This window comes from Fibrobacter sp. (assembly GCA_024399065.1).
Lineage (GTDB): Bacteria > Fibrobacterota > Fibrobacteria > Fibrobacterales > Fibrobacteraceae > Fibrobacter.
On record JAKSIB010000027.1, the window covers coordinates 32,584 to 46,221 of the forward strand.

General features: G+C 52.3%; 16 protein-coding genes and 2 tRNA genes. 10 read left to right on the forward strand and 8 right to left on the reverse strand.

The features are described 5' to 3' along the window. Window positions 1-63: 63 nt before the first annotated feature. Together MJZ25_12200 and MJZ25_12205 are read right to left on the reverse strand one after the other, a co-directional pair. Window positions 64-987: a hypothetical protein gene (locus MJZ25_12200; protein MCQ2124935.1), complete on the reverse strand. Its 924-nt coding sequence runs from the start codon at window positions 985-987 to the stop codon at window positions 64-66. Between the two features lie 117 nt (window positions 988-1,104). Next, the gene (locus MJZ25_12205) at window positions 1,105-1,662 is read right to left on the reverse strand and encodes a manganese efflux pump MntP family protein (GenBank protein MCQ2124936.1); all 558 of its coding nucleotides are present in this window, start codon (window positions 1,660-1,662) and stop codon (window positions 1,105-1,107) included. 40 nt (window positions 1,663-1,702) lie between these two features. Here MJZ25_12205 and MJZ25_12210 point away from each other — a divergent pair, with 40 nt between their 5' ends. From MJZ25_12210 to MJZ25_12230, 5 genes are read left to right on the forward strand one after another with little or no spacing between them, the layout of a single operon-like run. Beyond that, window positions 1,703-2,071, forward strand: a complete 369-nt coding sequence (locus tag MJZ25_12210; protein MCQ2124937.1) for a hypothetical protein — start codon at window positions 1,703-1,705, stop codon at window positions 2,069-2,071. Beyond that, the gene (locus MJZ25_12215) at window positions 2,068-2,640 is read left to right on the forward strand and encodes a hypothetical protein (GenBank protein ID MCQ2124938.1); all 573 of its coding nucleotides are present in this window, start codon (window positions 2,068-2,070) and stop codon (window positions 2,638-2,640) included. The genes MJZ25_12210 and MJZ25_12215 overlap by 4 nt, the downstream gene beginning before the upstream one ends. 6 nt (window positions 2,641-2,646) lie before the next feature. Next, the gene (locus MJZ25_12220) at window positions 2,647-3,594 is read left to right on the forward strand and encodes a 4Fe-4S dicluster domain-containing protein (protein MCQ2124939.1); all 948 of its coding nucleotides are present in this window, start codon (window positions 2,647-2,649) and stop codon (window positions 3,592-3,594) included. Beyond that, window positions 3,594-5,342: a c-type cytochrome gene (locus tag MJZ25_12225; GenBank protein MCQ2124940.1), complete on the forward strand. Its 1,749-nt coding sequence runs from the start codon at window positions 3,594-3,596 to the stop codon at window positions 5,340-5,342. The genes MJZ25_12220 and MJZ25_12225 overlap by 1 nt, the downstream gene beginning before the upstream one ends. Then, window positions 5,339-5,797 (forward strand): hypothetical protein, encoded by a 459-nt coding sequence (locus tag MJZ25_12230; protein ID MCQ2124941.1) that lies wholly within the window; start codon window positions 5,339-5,341, stop codon window positions 5,795-5,797. The genes MJZ25_12225 and MJZ25_12230 overlap by 4 nt, the downstream gene beginning before the upstream one ends. A 5-nt stretch (window positions 5,798-5,802) precedes the next feature. Here MJZ25_12230 and MJZ25_12235 read toward each other — a convergent pair whose 3' ends face one another. Both MJZ25_12235 and MJZ25_12240 read right to left on the reverse strand, forming a co-directional pair. Beyond that, the gene (locus tag MJZ25_12235) at window positions 5,803-6,567 is read right to left on the reverse strand and encodes a hypothetical protein (GenBank protein ID MCQ2124942.1); all 765 of its coding nucleotides are present in this window, start codon (window positions 6,565-6,567) and stop codon (window positions 5,803-5,805) included. 17 nt (window positions 6,568-6,584) lie between these two features. Then, window positions 6,585-7,595: a hypothetical protein gene (locus tag MJZ25_12240; GenBank protein MCQ2124943.1), complete on the reverse strand. Its 1,011-nt coding sequence runs from the start codon at window positions 7,593-7,595 to the stop codon at window positions 6,585-6,587. 126 nt (window positions 7,596-7,721) lie between these two features. On the opposite strand from MJZ25_12240, the gene MJZ25_12245 reads away from it, so the two are divergent. The 5 genes from MJZ25_12245 (at window position 7,722) to MJZ25_12265 (ending at window position 10,493) form a co-directional block, all read left to right on the forward strand. Next, window positions 7,722-7,794, forward strand: a tRNA-Lys gene (locus MJZ25_12245). A gap of 63 nt (window positions 7,795-7,857) precedes the next feature. Then, window positions 7,858-7,931 (forward strand) — tRNA-Pro (locus MJZ25_12250). A gap of 700 nt (window positions 7,932-8,631) precedes the next feature. Continuing rightward, window positions 8,632-8,946, forward strand: a complete 315-nt coding sequence (locus MJZ25_12255) for a hypothetical protein (GenBank protein ID MCQ2124944.1) — start codon at window positions 8,632-8,634, stop codon at window positions 8,944-8,946. Between the two features lie 56 nt (window positions 8,947-9,002). Then, on the forward strand, window positions 9,003-10,070 hold the full coding sequence (locus MJZ25_12260; protein MCQ2124945.1) for an alpha-hydroxy-acid oxidizing protein: 1,068 nt from the start codon (window positions 9,003-9,005) through the stop codon (window positions 10,068-10,070). A gap of 195 nt (window positions 10,071-10,265) precedes the next feature. After that, on the forward strand, window positions 10,266-10,493 hold the full coding sequence (locus MJZ25_12265; GenBank protein ID MCQ2124946.1) for a hypothetical protein: 228 nt from the start codon (window positions 10,266-10,268) through the stop codon (window positions 10,491-10,493). A 61-nt stretch (window positions 10,494-10,554) separates the two neighbouring features. Here the strand turns inward: MJZ25_12265 and MJZ25_12270 are convergent, their stop codons facing one another. The 4 genes from MJZ25_12270 to MJZ25_12285 all read right to left on the reverse strand — a co-directional run. Beyond that, window positions 10,555-10,971 (reverse strand): hypothetical protein, encoded by a 417-nt coding sequence (locus MJZ25_12270; protein ID MCQ2124947.1) that lies wholly within the window; start codon window positions 10,969-10,971, stop codon window positions 10,555-10,557. Window positions 10,972-11,093: 122 nt separating this feature from the next. Then, window positions 11,094-12,470 carry a methylenetetrahydrofolate--tRNA-(uracil(54)-C(5))-methyltransferase (FADH(2)-oxidizing) TrmFO gene (gene trmFO / locus MJZ25_12275; GenBank protein ID MCQ2124948.1) on the reverse strand — a complete coding sequence of 459 codons (1,377 nt, stop codon included), beginning with the start codon at window positions 12,468-12,470 and terminating at the stop codon, window positions 11,094-11,096. Beyond that, entirely contained in the window at window positions 12,470-12,925 is a 456-nt protein-coding gene (locus tag MJZ25_12280; GenBank protein ID MCQ2124949.1) for a hypothetical protein, read from the reverse strand. Before MJZ25_12280 ends, trmFO begins: the two co-directional genes overlap by 1 nt. Window positions 12,926-13,044: 119 nt before the next feature. After that, the coding region (locus MJZ25_12285) for an IMP cyclohydrolase (protein MCQ2124950.1) at window positions 13,045-13,638 on the reverse strand (594 nt) is incomplete at its 5' end.

Below are 13,638 nucleotides of genomic sequence, written 5' to 3' on the forward strand. Positions count from 1 at the left end.
AGGACCCCGGCTTTCGCCGAGGCCCTTTTTTGATTGAGAGGTTAGCTCAATGAGGATCTTTTGTTACCACCAGTCTTCGTCATCGTCGTCTACGGGGGTGGATGACGGGGGAGGGGCAACGGAAACTTTGGCGGGCTCTGCGGCCTGGGCGGCTTCTGCTTTCTTGCGGGCGGCCCTGCGTTTTTTGGCGGCTTGTGCTGCGGCCTTTGCCCTGGCCTTGGCGGCCTGCTTTTGCAGAAGGGCTTCGTTCTCGGCCATGTTCACCGGGTCGATCACGGCGTTGATGGGGGCGGAGACTTGTGCCGGGGTTTCTGCGACGGGTGCGGTGTTTAGTTTAGTGGCGATGGCCGCGATGCAGAACATTATGAAAAATGTGGCGCAGGCGTAGAATATAAAGCTTTGACGGTGCTTGACCTGGTTTGCCTTGCGGTTCTTTTTAGGAGTGAATACGTTCATGAATTCCAGCGCCACGTCCAGGAGCAGGCTCTGGTGATTTGCGTTCATTTCGCGGCAGCGTTTGTTCCAAACGAAACTGTCCAGGAAAAGGGAGGCGGAAACAGCCATGGGAATGATGAGCGTCGCGTTGGAGTACTTGAAGAACATGGTGCAGAAAATGACTGCCATGGCGATCTTGATGCAGTTCAGGAAACAGACGCAGTTCCTGTAGAAATCGGGCATGGAGGTTGCCTTGGCCTGTGCAGACAATGTTTCGGATTCCCTGCGGATGCCCCATTCCATGGTGATGAGGGTGACGCTCAGAAAACCTAGGGCTGCGATGACCAACAGGGCCACCATGTAAAGGATTTCCATGGAGAAACAGTAGCCAACGTTGTTCACGTTGCAGATGGCTTCTGTTTTCTGGAACAGCATTTTGCCAGTGGTATCGACGGTGTGTACCAGCACGTAGCCGAATACGATGAAGATGCCAAAGAGTATGGCAAACAGTTTTAACAAAAGGGTGGAACCCTTTTCCTCCTTAATAAACACTCCGCAATCCTCCTAAAGAAAGCGGCCTAAGTATAGGTTATTTTCGGGGATATGGGGGCCCAAATGTAAGATGTAATAAAAAAAACGGAAAACTCGTATGACGATGTATTACGTTGTCTAGAAGAACATCTTCACGCCGATGCCGATGAGGATGATGCCGGCGACAATTTCGGGGATTTTTGTCTTGAACTGCTTGGCGGCGCGGCGGCCGATTTCGTAACCCAGCACACCCATCACGAAGCTTGCGATGGCGATGGCGGAGGTGGCGGTAATCATGTCGGCGTTGATGAATGCGAAGGAGATTCCCACTGCAAAGGCGTCGATGCTTGTGGCCACGGACATGAGCAGGATGTTTGCGATAGTCAGGTTCTTGGCGCTGGTTTCGGCGGCTTCATCGTCGCCTCCACGGACTGCGCCCCAGATCATGCGGCCGCCCAGAATGCACAGGATGGCACAGGCGATGGGGGTGCCTATGGAATTGAACCATTTTTCCGCAAAGTTGCCCAGGAAGTAGCCCAGAAGGGTCATGCCACCCTGGAAAACACCGAAGCTTACGGCCTGGATCATGGCGCGGCTATATTTGATGCCGGACTTGCTTAAACCTGTGGCGATGGAGACTGCGAAACAGTCCATGGCTTCTACAATTGCGATAACGATGATTTCAATGATTCCCATGGGCATGAATATAGAAAAAAGAGGTATATTTCTTTTTACGATGGGAGCTCGTTTTAAGTTTATCATAGGTGTGTTCGTGCTGGTGTCGGGGCTTTTCGCCCTGGATTTTGCCTTGCCCGAAGTTACCCCGGAACTGAAGAGCAATGCCCAGGAATTTTTTGCCTACGAATGTAAGGCTTGCCACCGTTGGGCACGCAAGTTTGCGGCCCCGCCCATGAAGGATAATGTGGCACAGTATGCGGAACATCCCGAAGAAATGGTGCAGTACCTGATGAAGCCTACGCCGAAGCATCCGGACCAGTGGCCCGCCATGGATATTACGCCTCTTTCGGAGACCCAGGCCAAGATGATGACGGCCTGGCTGCTGTATATTCTCAAGAATCCCGATGACCCTGGGAGGCCTAAGTGAAGGTTCTCGTAGCGGTTCTTTGCCTGTTCTGTGCTTTCTTGACTGCGGATTTTATCTGGAGCCAGGGGGAGACTTCTGTGCAAGTCGCTGAAGCTGGAACGCGCGTCGGTATGGAAAGTCGCGGATTAGAAAGTCGCGGATTAGAAAGTCGCGGAGTGCCGTTTGATCACGCCCTTCACGGGGATTCCATTGGTTTGGATTGTGCCGCCTGCCATACGGGGGCGAAGAGTGGTGCAAGGGCCTTTATGCCTGCCAAGAGCGACTGCATGGATTGCCATCGTTTGCCTTTGACCGAAAATCCGGGAATTGAGAAATTGGATTCAGCCTTGGCCGATGCTCCTGAACATCCCTGGAAGGCAGTATCCCAGTTGCCGGACCATGTGGTGTTCCATCATGGGGTTCACGCTGCGGCTGGGGTGACCTGCGCCGACTGCCACGGAGGCAATAAGGGTGTGGGTGGAAGTTTGAAGATTGATATGAAGACTTGCCTGCAGTGCCATAAGGGCGAAACTTTCAAGGAACGTAACTTTAAGCCCGCGGCTACTTACTGCGCCGCTTGCCATAGGTAGGGGAGTATGGATCGTCGAGATTTTATAAAGTCCTGTTCCCTGATGGCTCTGGTGGGCTTGTTGCAAGGTTGCAAGAAGGGTGTTCTTGGTGACGGTGCCAATGGTGCCGGCGGGGAACGTTTGTCGACCTTCATGAAGCGTTGTGAAGACGAGGTGCGTTTGGCGGTGTCTCAAGCCAAGGGTCGCATGGACCTGGTGAAGATTCCGACGCCGAAAGAAATGAAGGGTTCCGCAGGCTTTGCTGCGGGGACTATCGTAGGTTCTGCGGTTGGAGCTGTTCGCGGGTCTAGCTTGAATCGTTTTGGCATGGCTATCGATTTGGACTTGTGCAACGGATGCGGCAAGTGCATTCTGGCTTGCAATACGGAAAACAACGTGGCCCTGGTGACCGATGAAGAGGCTGCCCGAGGCCGCTTTATGCACTGGATCGAGATGCGCGGTGGTGCGCCATTCATGTGCGCACATTGTGGTGACGCGCCCTGCGAAAAGGTTTGCCCCACGGGAGCGGCCAATCATACGCCTGATGGCATAAGCGCCATGATGTACAAGCGTTGTACCGGGTCTCGTTTCTGCGGGGCCAATTGCCCGGCGAAGGCCCGCAAATTTAATTTCAACGATGCGCAGGAATTGGGACTGGTGCGTAAGCTGAATTACGACGTTCCTTTGCGCGAGAAAGGCGTTATGGAGAAGTGCAGCCTGTGTCTGCACCGTCTGCAGAACGACCGCATGCGTTTCAAGACAGAGGCTGCCATTGCGGGTAGCAGTGCGGAATGGCGCGGCCGTGGCGTAAAGACGGCCTGTGCCGAGGCCTGCCCCCGTAACGCCATTGTGTTCGGGAACTGGCTCGACAAGGAGTCGCCCCTGGTGAAGGCCGCGCAAGGCAGGCAACTGTATGCGCCTCGTGAACTTGCGGACCATGATCCTGCCGTTGTATTCATGATGGGGAAGCGCTGATGTTCAATTTGCTAAGGAACATCGGTGTGCTTTTGCTGCTGCCGGGGCTTGTGGCTCTGGGCTACTCGGTGTACCAAGGCCCGGCTGCCTGGGCGGTAGACTCCGGAACCTTCTGGGGAACGCCTATCAGTCTCTTTGTCTTCTGGATCGGTCTTGCCCATGCGGGAACTTTGCTTTCGGCAATCTTCCTTGCTCTGGATATCAAGATGGACAAGCGAACCGCCATGATGGCTGAACTTTCCACGTTGTGCAGCTTGGCCATTGCGGTCATATATCCGCTGATGCACTTGGGTGTGTTGGACCGCTTCTATATGGTGCTGCCTCTTGCCGACGCCCGCGCCAACTTTGCCAACGTCAGGTCCCCTCTGGTGTGGGACTTCTGCTGCATTGGTGTGTACGGCATCCTTTCGCTGTTGTTCTTCGGGACCCATCTGGGAGCCAAGGCTTTTAACGGTCTTAAGAAAATCCGCAAGCCCTTGGCCTGGCTGCTGTTCCCGCTGGTGCTGTGGGTGCATACGGTGGTGAGCCTGGACTTTGCCGCCTCCTTCGTGCCGGAATGGGCGGGCGCGTTCTTCCCGGTCTACTTTATCGTTGGCGCTGTCTACTCCGGTATTGCGCTGGTGTGCTTCATCCTTTGGTTCGAAGGTTACCGCATGCGCCTGCTGGAAAAGCTCCTGATGATCAGCTCCTGGATCCTCTGCGCCATCTGGCTTTGGAACTTTGCGACCCAGCGAACCTTCTGCGCTTCCGCCTTTATTTTCGCAGGCCTTCTCCCGCAGCTCTACTGGGTTGAAAGTATCCGTGAAACCCGTGTGGGCCGTTTCTGCATTTTCTCCTCGGTCCTTCTGGGACTTTTCCTGGAACGTTTGTTCCTGGTTTCTCCAAGTCTTGGAACCAGTGCCGGTGCTGAATTCGGCTGGGTGGACCTGGGCTTGGTTGCCTTTGGATCTGGCGCTTTTATTCTTGCCTTTACTTCAATCCGTGGCGGACTTGGTGCAGCCATGGAAGGGGAGAACACCTTCTTTGGTGAAGTGGACGGCAGCGACATGACAGCCGATTCCGACCCGTCCAATGAAGACTATGTGGAACCTTGGGCTTCCCACGAAACGAGAACTTTGCGTTTCCCCTTGTTTGTGGGTTTCTCTGTTGCCACGTTGTTCTGCGTTTGGTGTTCCGCTCAATTGACCTTTGATGATATTGGACTTTCCCTGGCGAACATTGTGCCTCTGGTTTATCCCATTGCCGCCTTGGTGGCCGCATTCATTGTCTGCGGAAAGGCCTACATCCAGGAGGTACGCCCCAACTTGGGAAGTGTTGAAATTAAGCACCGCAAGTTGTTGCATGTGGTGGCTGTTGCCTTGATTCTTGCTTTCGGTGGCTTGCTTGGTGCGTTCTACGCCGGCGGAAAATCTACGCCCAGTCAGCAGGACGTTTCGGCTCAGCCCTATAACTTTGAAAAGGCGGACCTCCCGGAAATTTCTGTTCCGCAAGCCGCCCTCATCTGGAATTCCCGCTGCGCCACTTGCCATGGAACCGATGGTAAGTTCAACGAGAAGTTTGTTCGCGAATATTATCCGGTGCCCCAGAAACTGGACTCTGCCAGAATCGATTCCATCGGTGTAGATTCCCTGGTGAACGTCATTCTTAACGGGCGAGTCAATATGAACGCCTATGGAAATCGCTTGTCTAACGCAGAAGCCCGCGGCCTAGTCCGTTACATGCAGCAGCTGGCAAAGGAGGCAAAATGACTCCCTTTGTGAACGCCCTCGCTTGTTTGCTTTGTCTTGCTTCCGCCATGTTCCTTTGGCGTTACAAGTCGTCGTTCTACCGCAACAGTTTGCTGCTGGTGCTCTTCATGATTGTCTTCGGGGTGTTCACCTTCTTTGGTGGCGAAATGTTCGAGGCGGGCAGTATGCCTGTGCTGGAACATTATCCCTTCAAGATGCTCGCGTTGAGCCTTTGCTTTTCAACCACGTCCCTTTCGGTGCGTCGCCGCCGTTACATGGTTCTTGCCCAGGTGTTCTGGCTGTGGATTGAACTCTTTGGCGGAATATCCTTGTTCTATCGAGGTTTCGATATTTCCTGGACCCGCATTGTTGCCATCGCAGGCATTGCCTTCTTCAGCTCGCTGTTGTCCAAGATTTCCAAGGAAATGGAATTCTGCCTGATGGTGTTCTGGATCGCCGTCTGGATCTTCTTCTAAGGATTTTATCCCTTTCGTTCCGCCTTGGAGACGGTGATTTCCTTCAGGAATTTTTCTGTGAGCTTGGAAAGGTCTGTGGCCTTGGTGCGCTTGACCTGCAGGACTTTCTTGTTCTGGAACCACTTGCTCAAAACGGATGGGTGGTGGAGAGTCAAGGAAATCAGGTAGGTGGGCGGGAGGCACATGTAGAAAATGTCCCAGATGGACTTTTCCACCTTTTTAAGCTTGTAGTTGAATGTAGGCTCCTGTGCATCGGGCTTGTTGGCGGATTCGTGTTCTGCCACCAGGTAGGGAACGCTGAACATCTTGCCGCCTGCGTGGAACATACGGGCCGCGTAGTCTGCAAGCTGGAGTTCCAAGGGAAGTTCTGTATCGAACAGGCCGGTGCGCTGGATGATTCTGCGGGAGAACACGGCGATCAACGGGTTGGGCGCTGCCACAAAACGCATCTTGGAATTTTCGGAAATTTGCCAGTAGCCGTTGTTTCCGTCGAAAAGGTAACCACCTTCGAACTTATTGCCAATCTTGACGCGGGGAGCGAAAGCATCTGCCATGGGGAAACCTTCGGTCACCTGTGCAAGTTCGTTCAGAAAGTCACGATCCACCTTGATGGATCGGTGTGCGAAAACAATCCATTCCGCTTCAAGTTCGTCCAGTTTCGAATTCAGGTTCTTGGTATGGAACCAGCCCAAGGCAGGGTCTTCGAAAAGGGGAGTCCAGCTGTCGAAATCGGGAGTGTCGTCAAAGACGAAAACGTCGAACTGTCGCATTTGAAATTGCCGAGGGGCTAGAAATTAACTCTGAGGCCCAGGCGATGTTCAAAACCGAGGCCTTGTGCCAGGTAGGAAATGCCGTAGTCCAGGGAGAACATGTCAGAGTTGTAGCCGAGACCTGCGCTAAGCATGTGGGCGCGGTTGGTTTCGTTGGGGCGCTTCTTGGAAGCCATCAGCTCCAGGGCGTCGCGGTAAAGGTCCAGCCATGTTCTGCTGAAGCCGACGCGTGCTGCGAAGAAATCACCCAGGAAGTATTCGCCACCAAGACTCAGGAAAGCTTCCTGGTAACGGGGGAAATCGCTATTTGCAAACAAGGTCAGGCGGCGGATGGAACCGGGCTTGAAGTATGCAGAAATAGAGAATGTCTGGGACATGGGGTAATAGTCGTCGTCGAGATCGTCGGTATAGTCGCGCCAAAGACTACCGAAGTCTCGGGCTGCCAGGGCAAGTCCAACTTGCTTGGTACTGGACTGCCAGGAAATACCCCAGTCAAATGCGCCGCCAAAAGCAGTCTGGTCGCCCTTTTCCTCGGCAAGCTTGTCGGATGCGAACTTGATGGTTGCACCGAACTGGAAATGCTTCATGGGGAAGGACACCGACATGGTGGCGAGCTGGCTAAAGGGCTGGTATTCAACGCCTGTAGCGTTGTTGTTTTCGTCGTAACCGTCGATGGTGCCGTAGTCGATCCAGTTGTAAGTGACCTGGAGGATGTACTTGTCGATGTGGGTGGTATAGTCGATGCTACCCTGGTTAGAGGCGAAATCACCAGTCTGCCAATGAATAGATGCTACGCGGTCCTTTCCTTCGGGCAGGCGGACTGCTGCCGGGTTCAATTGAACGATGGTCGGGTCGGTAGACGGAAGCGCGCCGGCAGACTTTTCAAGAGCTGCGTTACGGGGGCTATCAAAGGTGTTGATGAAGGAAAACACTTCCTGACCGGCGTCGCCCTGGGTAAAATAGGCGTGGCTTGCCACGGGGAGTGCGAGCCATGCGAGGGCGAGGGGCATAAAGCGTTTCAAAATCATGACCTAAATCTAAAAAATAATGTTTTGATAAATGTAATTTTTACGTTTATTTTTGTTCAAATTGGGCTAAAAAGCCCGCCGTTGCCTTTACAAACAGCGGAACCTTTAATATATTTGGACTCACTCGGGCTATTAGCTCAGTTGGTAGAGCAACGCCCTTTTAAGGCGTGGGTCGAAGGTTCGAGTCCTTCATAGCTCAGGAAAGGCCGGTTCCGAGTAATCGGAATCGGTCTTTTCTTTTTCTTAAGTCCGAGTAAAAAATCGGGGTGTAGCTCAGCCTGGTAGAGCGTCTGCTTTGGGAGCAGAATGTCGTCAGTTCGAATCTGGCTACCCCGATACGAGAAAGGCACCCCTTGTGGGTGCCTTTTCTCGTATCTTAGGGTAGCCAGATAGCGCCGACTATGTCGGCGCCCGTAGGGTTCGAGGAGCTCGTCGAAGACGAGTAGCGACGAGAACAATCTGGCTACCCCGAGCACGAAAGTGCGATAGAGGGTTGCCCGTAGGGCAAGCCGGGGAGTTGAGCGAAGCGAAACCGGAGCCGGCGCAGCAATCTGGCTATAATCCCGATACATCTTATTTGCTTCTAGCCAGAGAGGCTGAGAGCTCGTCGAAGACGAGTAGCGACGAGAACAATCTGGCTACCCCGATACGAGAAAGGCACCCCTTGTGGGGCTCGCTGGCTCGTCGTTTCTGAAATGGCTTTTTTTCAAAAATGTGTCACCAAACATTGCAAATATGAACATTAGTGACAAAATTTTTGAATAAATTAATGGAATTTAGCCTTCAAAGCGTTGGCCATCGGGTGTTTTCTTGAATTCTATTAATAAAACCATCTAAAAATGAATGACTTTTGCTTATTATCCTACAAACAAACTAAAAATTATGCCACTAAATGAGAAAGTATATGAATATAGTGACAAAAAAACAAATTTTACCTGTTTCTACGTTCTTCGGTATCCTCTTTATATATTTTTACTTAGTATTGAATCGCCTTGTGGGCTGATATAATCCCCCCTTGGTGAAAGGAATCGAAAAGATGCATTCTTTAATTAGCAAGATTTTTGCCGGTCTTACCGCATTTCTGTGGGCCGACAAGAAAAGACTTTTCTTGGGCTTGTTTGCCAGTTTTTGGGCAATCCAGCAGACTGCCTGCACCTATGGCTGCAGCGGCCAATGCCCCGAAGAAACGTGCGACCCTGCGCTTAGATGCAGTCCCGTGTACGATAGTTCAAATTCAGGTAGCGAACCCACGTCCTATATGTGCAAAAATGGCGAAACGGTTTCTGTTGAAGAAGGTAAGCGCCGCAACAAAGAATGCATCGACAGTGTTTACGAGTTTGAACAGTATTAACTTGTACGAGAGCTCCCGTATGGGGGCTTTTTTCATATATTGTGGCTGAGGTAATTATGAATTATTCAGAAGTTCTTGAAAACGCAAAGAAGAACATTGGCCCCAACTGCAAGGTTTGCCCCGTCTGTAACGGCCTTGCCTGTGGCAATACTATGCCGGGCCCCGGTTCCAAGGCTCCGGGCAACGGTGCCAATGATAACTACAAGGCTTGGCGAAACATCAAGCTGAATGTGGATACTTTCGTTCCCAACACTCCCATTGATACCAGCACCGATCTGCTGGGCCTCAAGTTGAGTTTGCCGCTGATTACCGCTCCCATCGGGTCTATCGCCATGCAGTTTAACCCCACCGACGACGTGGCGGATTTCAACGAAAAGTGCATGGCCGCCTGCGAAACCCGCGGAATTTTCCATGCCTACGGCAATGGCCGCGACCAGCGAGTCTGGGACCGCGCTATTGAATCGGGAAAGGCTCACGGCAACTGCGGCATTCCCGTTTTCAATCCCGGCACCAACGAAGGTATCGAGAAGCTGATGGACTTGTACAAGGATTGCCTCCCGCAGGCTATGTGCGTTGTCGTAGATAGCGCAGGCCTTCCGCACTTAAAGACCTTCAATGGCAAGGGCGGCGGTACCAAGACCGTCGAAGACCTGCGCGAACTGAAGGCTTACGCAAAAGTGCCCTTCATCGTCAAAGGCATCATGAGCGCCCGCACCGCCCTCAAGGCTGTTGAAGCCGGTGCCGACGCCATCATTGTTTCCAATCACGGTGGCCGCGTCCTGGCGGACACTCCCGCTACTGCAGAAGTCCTGCCGGAAATCGTTGCTGCCGTCAAGGGCGCCAACGTCGCAAGTCGCGCAGCGGGTGCAGTTTCCGGCGCAGCTCACCAGACCAAGATCCTCGTGGATGGCGGCATCCGCTCCGGCCTGGATGTGTTCAAGGCTCTGGCCATGGGCGCTGACGCCTGCCTCATTTGCCGCCCCGTGCTGATTTCCTACTACGGCGGCGGTCAAGAAGGCATCGAATGCTACCTGGATAAAATCAAGGCGGAACTTGAAGACACCATGTACATGTGTGGTGCCCGAAAAATTGCAGACATTAATCGTTCGATGATTCGTTTTTAGTTGTTATCACGGATTTTTCTTTTCTGGTGGACCGCAAATCCGATAGGATCGTGCAAACAGTTGTTTCAAGAACAACTCAGCACTCGGTCATGCCAGCTCAAGCAAGCTTGGCTGTCGCGACTCTCGTGCAAACGGTTGTTTGCAAAATGTTTGGTGTACTTGCATTTTTATTGGGCTATTAGTAGATTTATTGGTATGTCAGAAACCGCATTTGCTGAATATACAGAGAATGTTTTGTCGCTTACAGCAGAACAGCAGGCTGAGTTGCTTGCTGTTTTACTTGATGCAATGAGCGCAAAAGAAAATTCTACAATGAAAGGCAATATTGCCCTGTTCAAGAAATTTTCCGGATGCATCGATGCGGAATCTTTAAATATTCGTGAATCAATGAATGAATATCTTGATGCCCGGTATGGCGTATGAGAATCTTTGTTGATACTTTACGCTTATTGAATTAAAAAAGCTCCCCTCGAGGGAGCCTTTTTTATAAGCTGAATTTTACGCCGGCAGAAAATGATCCGACTTGTCCAGCACCAAGTTCAAAGAAGAATGATGTGTCTAATCCGAATTCGAAGCCGATTAAAGAGATGTGGAATACAGCTTCAACATCAAATGTGTCACTGTCAAAAATTGTGGCGACCCCGAATGCCAACTGGGAGTAACAACGAAAATCTGTCTTGTTGACCCAATTGAACTTTGCCTTGGGCATGAGCGAAATGGTATGCATATTGATATCATTTGCGGCGTATGCGTAAGTCAGGAAACCACCGGTTTCAAGAAGTTTTCCGACTTCAAATCCGTAGGCAATGTTGAATGAACTTGCCGTTATAAAGTCTACTTCTTCATCTTCGAAATCTTTATCGAAAGCATGTGATATTATGTTGCCAGACACAATAGTCATAGCATTGAGATTGAAATAACCATAGCTTATGCTGATATTCTGTTCATGGTCCGAACTAGCGAACGCCGATGCGTACGAAAGCAGTAAACCAAGTACGAAGATGATGGCTTTATTCAAAAGAATTAACCTTCGCAGTTTTCGTCAGCTTGGGGGTTGATGAATCTCGCATTTCCGATGGTGCGTTCTGCGATCCATTTCTGAACGCTTACGCGGGCGGCTTCACCAAGAATTTCCTTTTTGTTCTTCTTCTTCAGACCTTCGTGATGGGGGAGGAGGCCGAAGTTGAAGTTCATGGGCTGGAAGTCTTCGTTTTCTTCCACCAGGCGGTTCATCAGGGCACCGATGCAACTTTCGTCGGGCAGCGGGTCGGCATGACCGTGCAATAGCGTCTGGGCCATGTTCCATGCGGAATACCAGCCGGTGGCCACCGCTTCGGTGTAGCCTTCGGAACCGGTAATCTGACCGGCGAACCAGATGGGCGGCAAGTCCTTGGCGCATTCCAGATCCGGGCGCAGGCGCAAGGTCTTGTCCAGGAACTTGGGGGAATCGATGAAGGTGTTGCGGTGCATGCAGCCCAGGCGCGCAAAGTTTGCGTTCTTCAGGGCCGGCACCATGGTGAAGATTTCCTTCTGGGTTCCCCACTTGAGGCGTGTCTGGAAACCCACCATGTTGTACAAAGTCTTCTGCTTGTTTTCGGCGCGAAGCTGGATCACGGCGTACCAAAGCTTGCCGTTATTGCCAAGGCCCAGACCGATGGGACGCATAGGGCCGTGGCGCAAAGTTTCGTAACCGCGGCGGGCCAGTTCTTCTACGGGCAGGCAGCCTTCGAACAGCTCGTGCTTTTCGTAGGGGCGGGGCTCCACAGATTCTGCGTCCACCAGGGCGGCCACGAACTTCTCGTAGGTTTCGCGGTCCAGGGGGCAGTTGATGAAGTCTGCGGTTTCGCCCTTTTCCCAGCGGTTCATATAGAAGGCGTGGTCAAAGTCGATGGAGTCCTTTTCCACCACAGGAGCGATGGCGTCGTAAAAATGCAGGCGGTCGCTGCCCAGTCGCTTGAAGATGTCGTCGGCCAAGGTGTCGCTAGCCAAAGGACCTGCGGCAACCAGCGTGGGGCAATCGCCTTCCAAAGAAGTCACTTCTTCGCGATGCAAGGTGATGTTCGGACATTCCGTAATTTTCTTTTCTACCAGGTCGCTGAAAATGTCGCGATTCACGGTGAGGGAGTCGCCTGCGGGCACGGCGGCCTCGGCGGCACATTCCATGAGGAAACTGCCCAGCATTCTCAGTTCCTGCTTCAAAAGTCCGTGTGCGCTTGTAACCCCAAGAGCCTTGAAACTGTTGGAGCAAACCAGCTGGGCCAAGTGACCGTCACGATGGGCGGGGGTAGGCTTTACGGGGCGCATTTCATAAAGATGAACGTCAAAGCCGCGGCTTGCCAACTGCAATGCGGCTTCACATCCGGCGAGACCACCACCAATCACACGAACTTTCTGAGCCATTAGTTCATCACCATTTTCTTGTAGGTCTTGGCGTTGCCAATCCAGAGCTTTACAAGAAGTTCTTCAAGAGAAGCTGTAGTTACGCAATCCGGATCTGCGTCCTGGATTTCATCGGAAATCATGTTGGCCTGGGTTAGGTTCAGCATGCCGTAGTACAGAGCTTCAATTAATTGAGAAAGGAATGCCGGTGAAACGCGTGCAACGCATTCCATGTCGTTCAGCGGCGGCAGCATGGTGTTGTCGGGCTGGAACTGGTCAAGGTTATCCATAGTCCACATATCGGCGGCGCGTCCCATATCGGGGGAGAGGGCAATGCCCTTAAGCTCGGAACGGTATTCCTTCCATTCCTTGTCGGTAGTTTTGCCGGCCTTGCGGATCTTCTTCAAAAAAGAAAGTACGGCGTAGTACAGTTCTTTTTCTTTCTGATTGATTTCCTTTTGGGAAGCTTGAATCATGGATACCTAAAATGCTTAGATTGCCACGTCGCTTCGCTCCTCGCAATGACACGTTTGGTGCCTGCGAGGAACGAGCGTAATTTCGCGGCTGTTATTGGTGTCGCTAAGCGACGTTTTTCTTAGTGGCGGAAGTGGCGCATGCCGGTGAAGACCATTGCCACGCCAAGCTTGTTGCAAGCTTCGATGGAAAGGTCATCCTTCTTGGAGCCACCCGGCTGGACGATGTACTGGACACCGGCTGCAGCTGCGGCTTCAACGTTATCCGGGAACGGGAAGAATGCGTCGGAACCCATAACGACTTCGCTGAACACCTTAGCTTCCAGAGCTTTGAGACCTGCCTTATCGATGCACTTGCCCTTTTCGTTGAAGAACTTCTGGGCAGCCTTCATGCGAGCAACGTTGTCGCGAACGCGGGGCTGGCAGAGGCGGAGGTTGGAGTCGATGCGGTTGGGCTGGCCGGGGCCGAGACCGAGAACCTGGAAGTAGCCACGAGCGTATTCGTAACCCATGACGATGGCGTTGGACTTGGTGTGCTTGGTGACGATCCAAGTGAAGCGGGCGAGGGCTTCCTTGTTCTTTGCGAACTTCTTCTTGGTGACGCATTCGAACTTTTCGTAAACGTCAACGTCGCGGTCCTGAACCAGCATACCGCCGATCACGTGCTTGTAGACCTTCATCTTGGTGGCCTTCTTGATTTCGCCAACTTCCAAGAG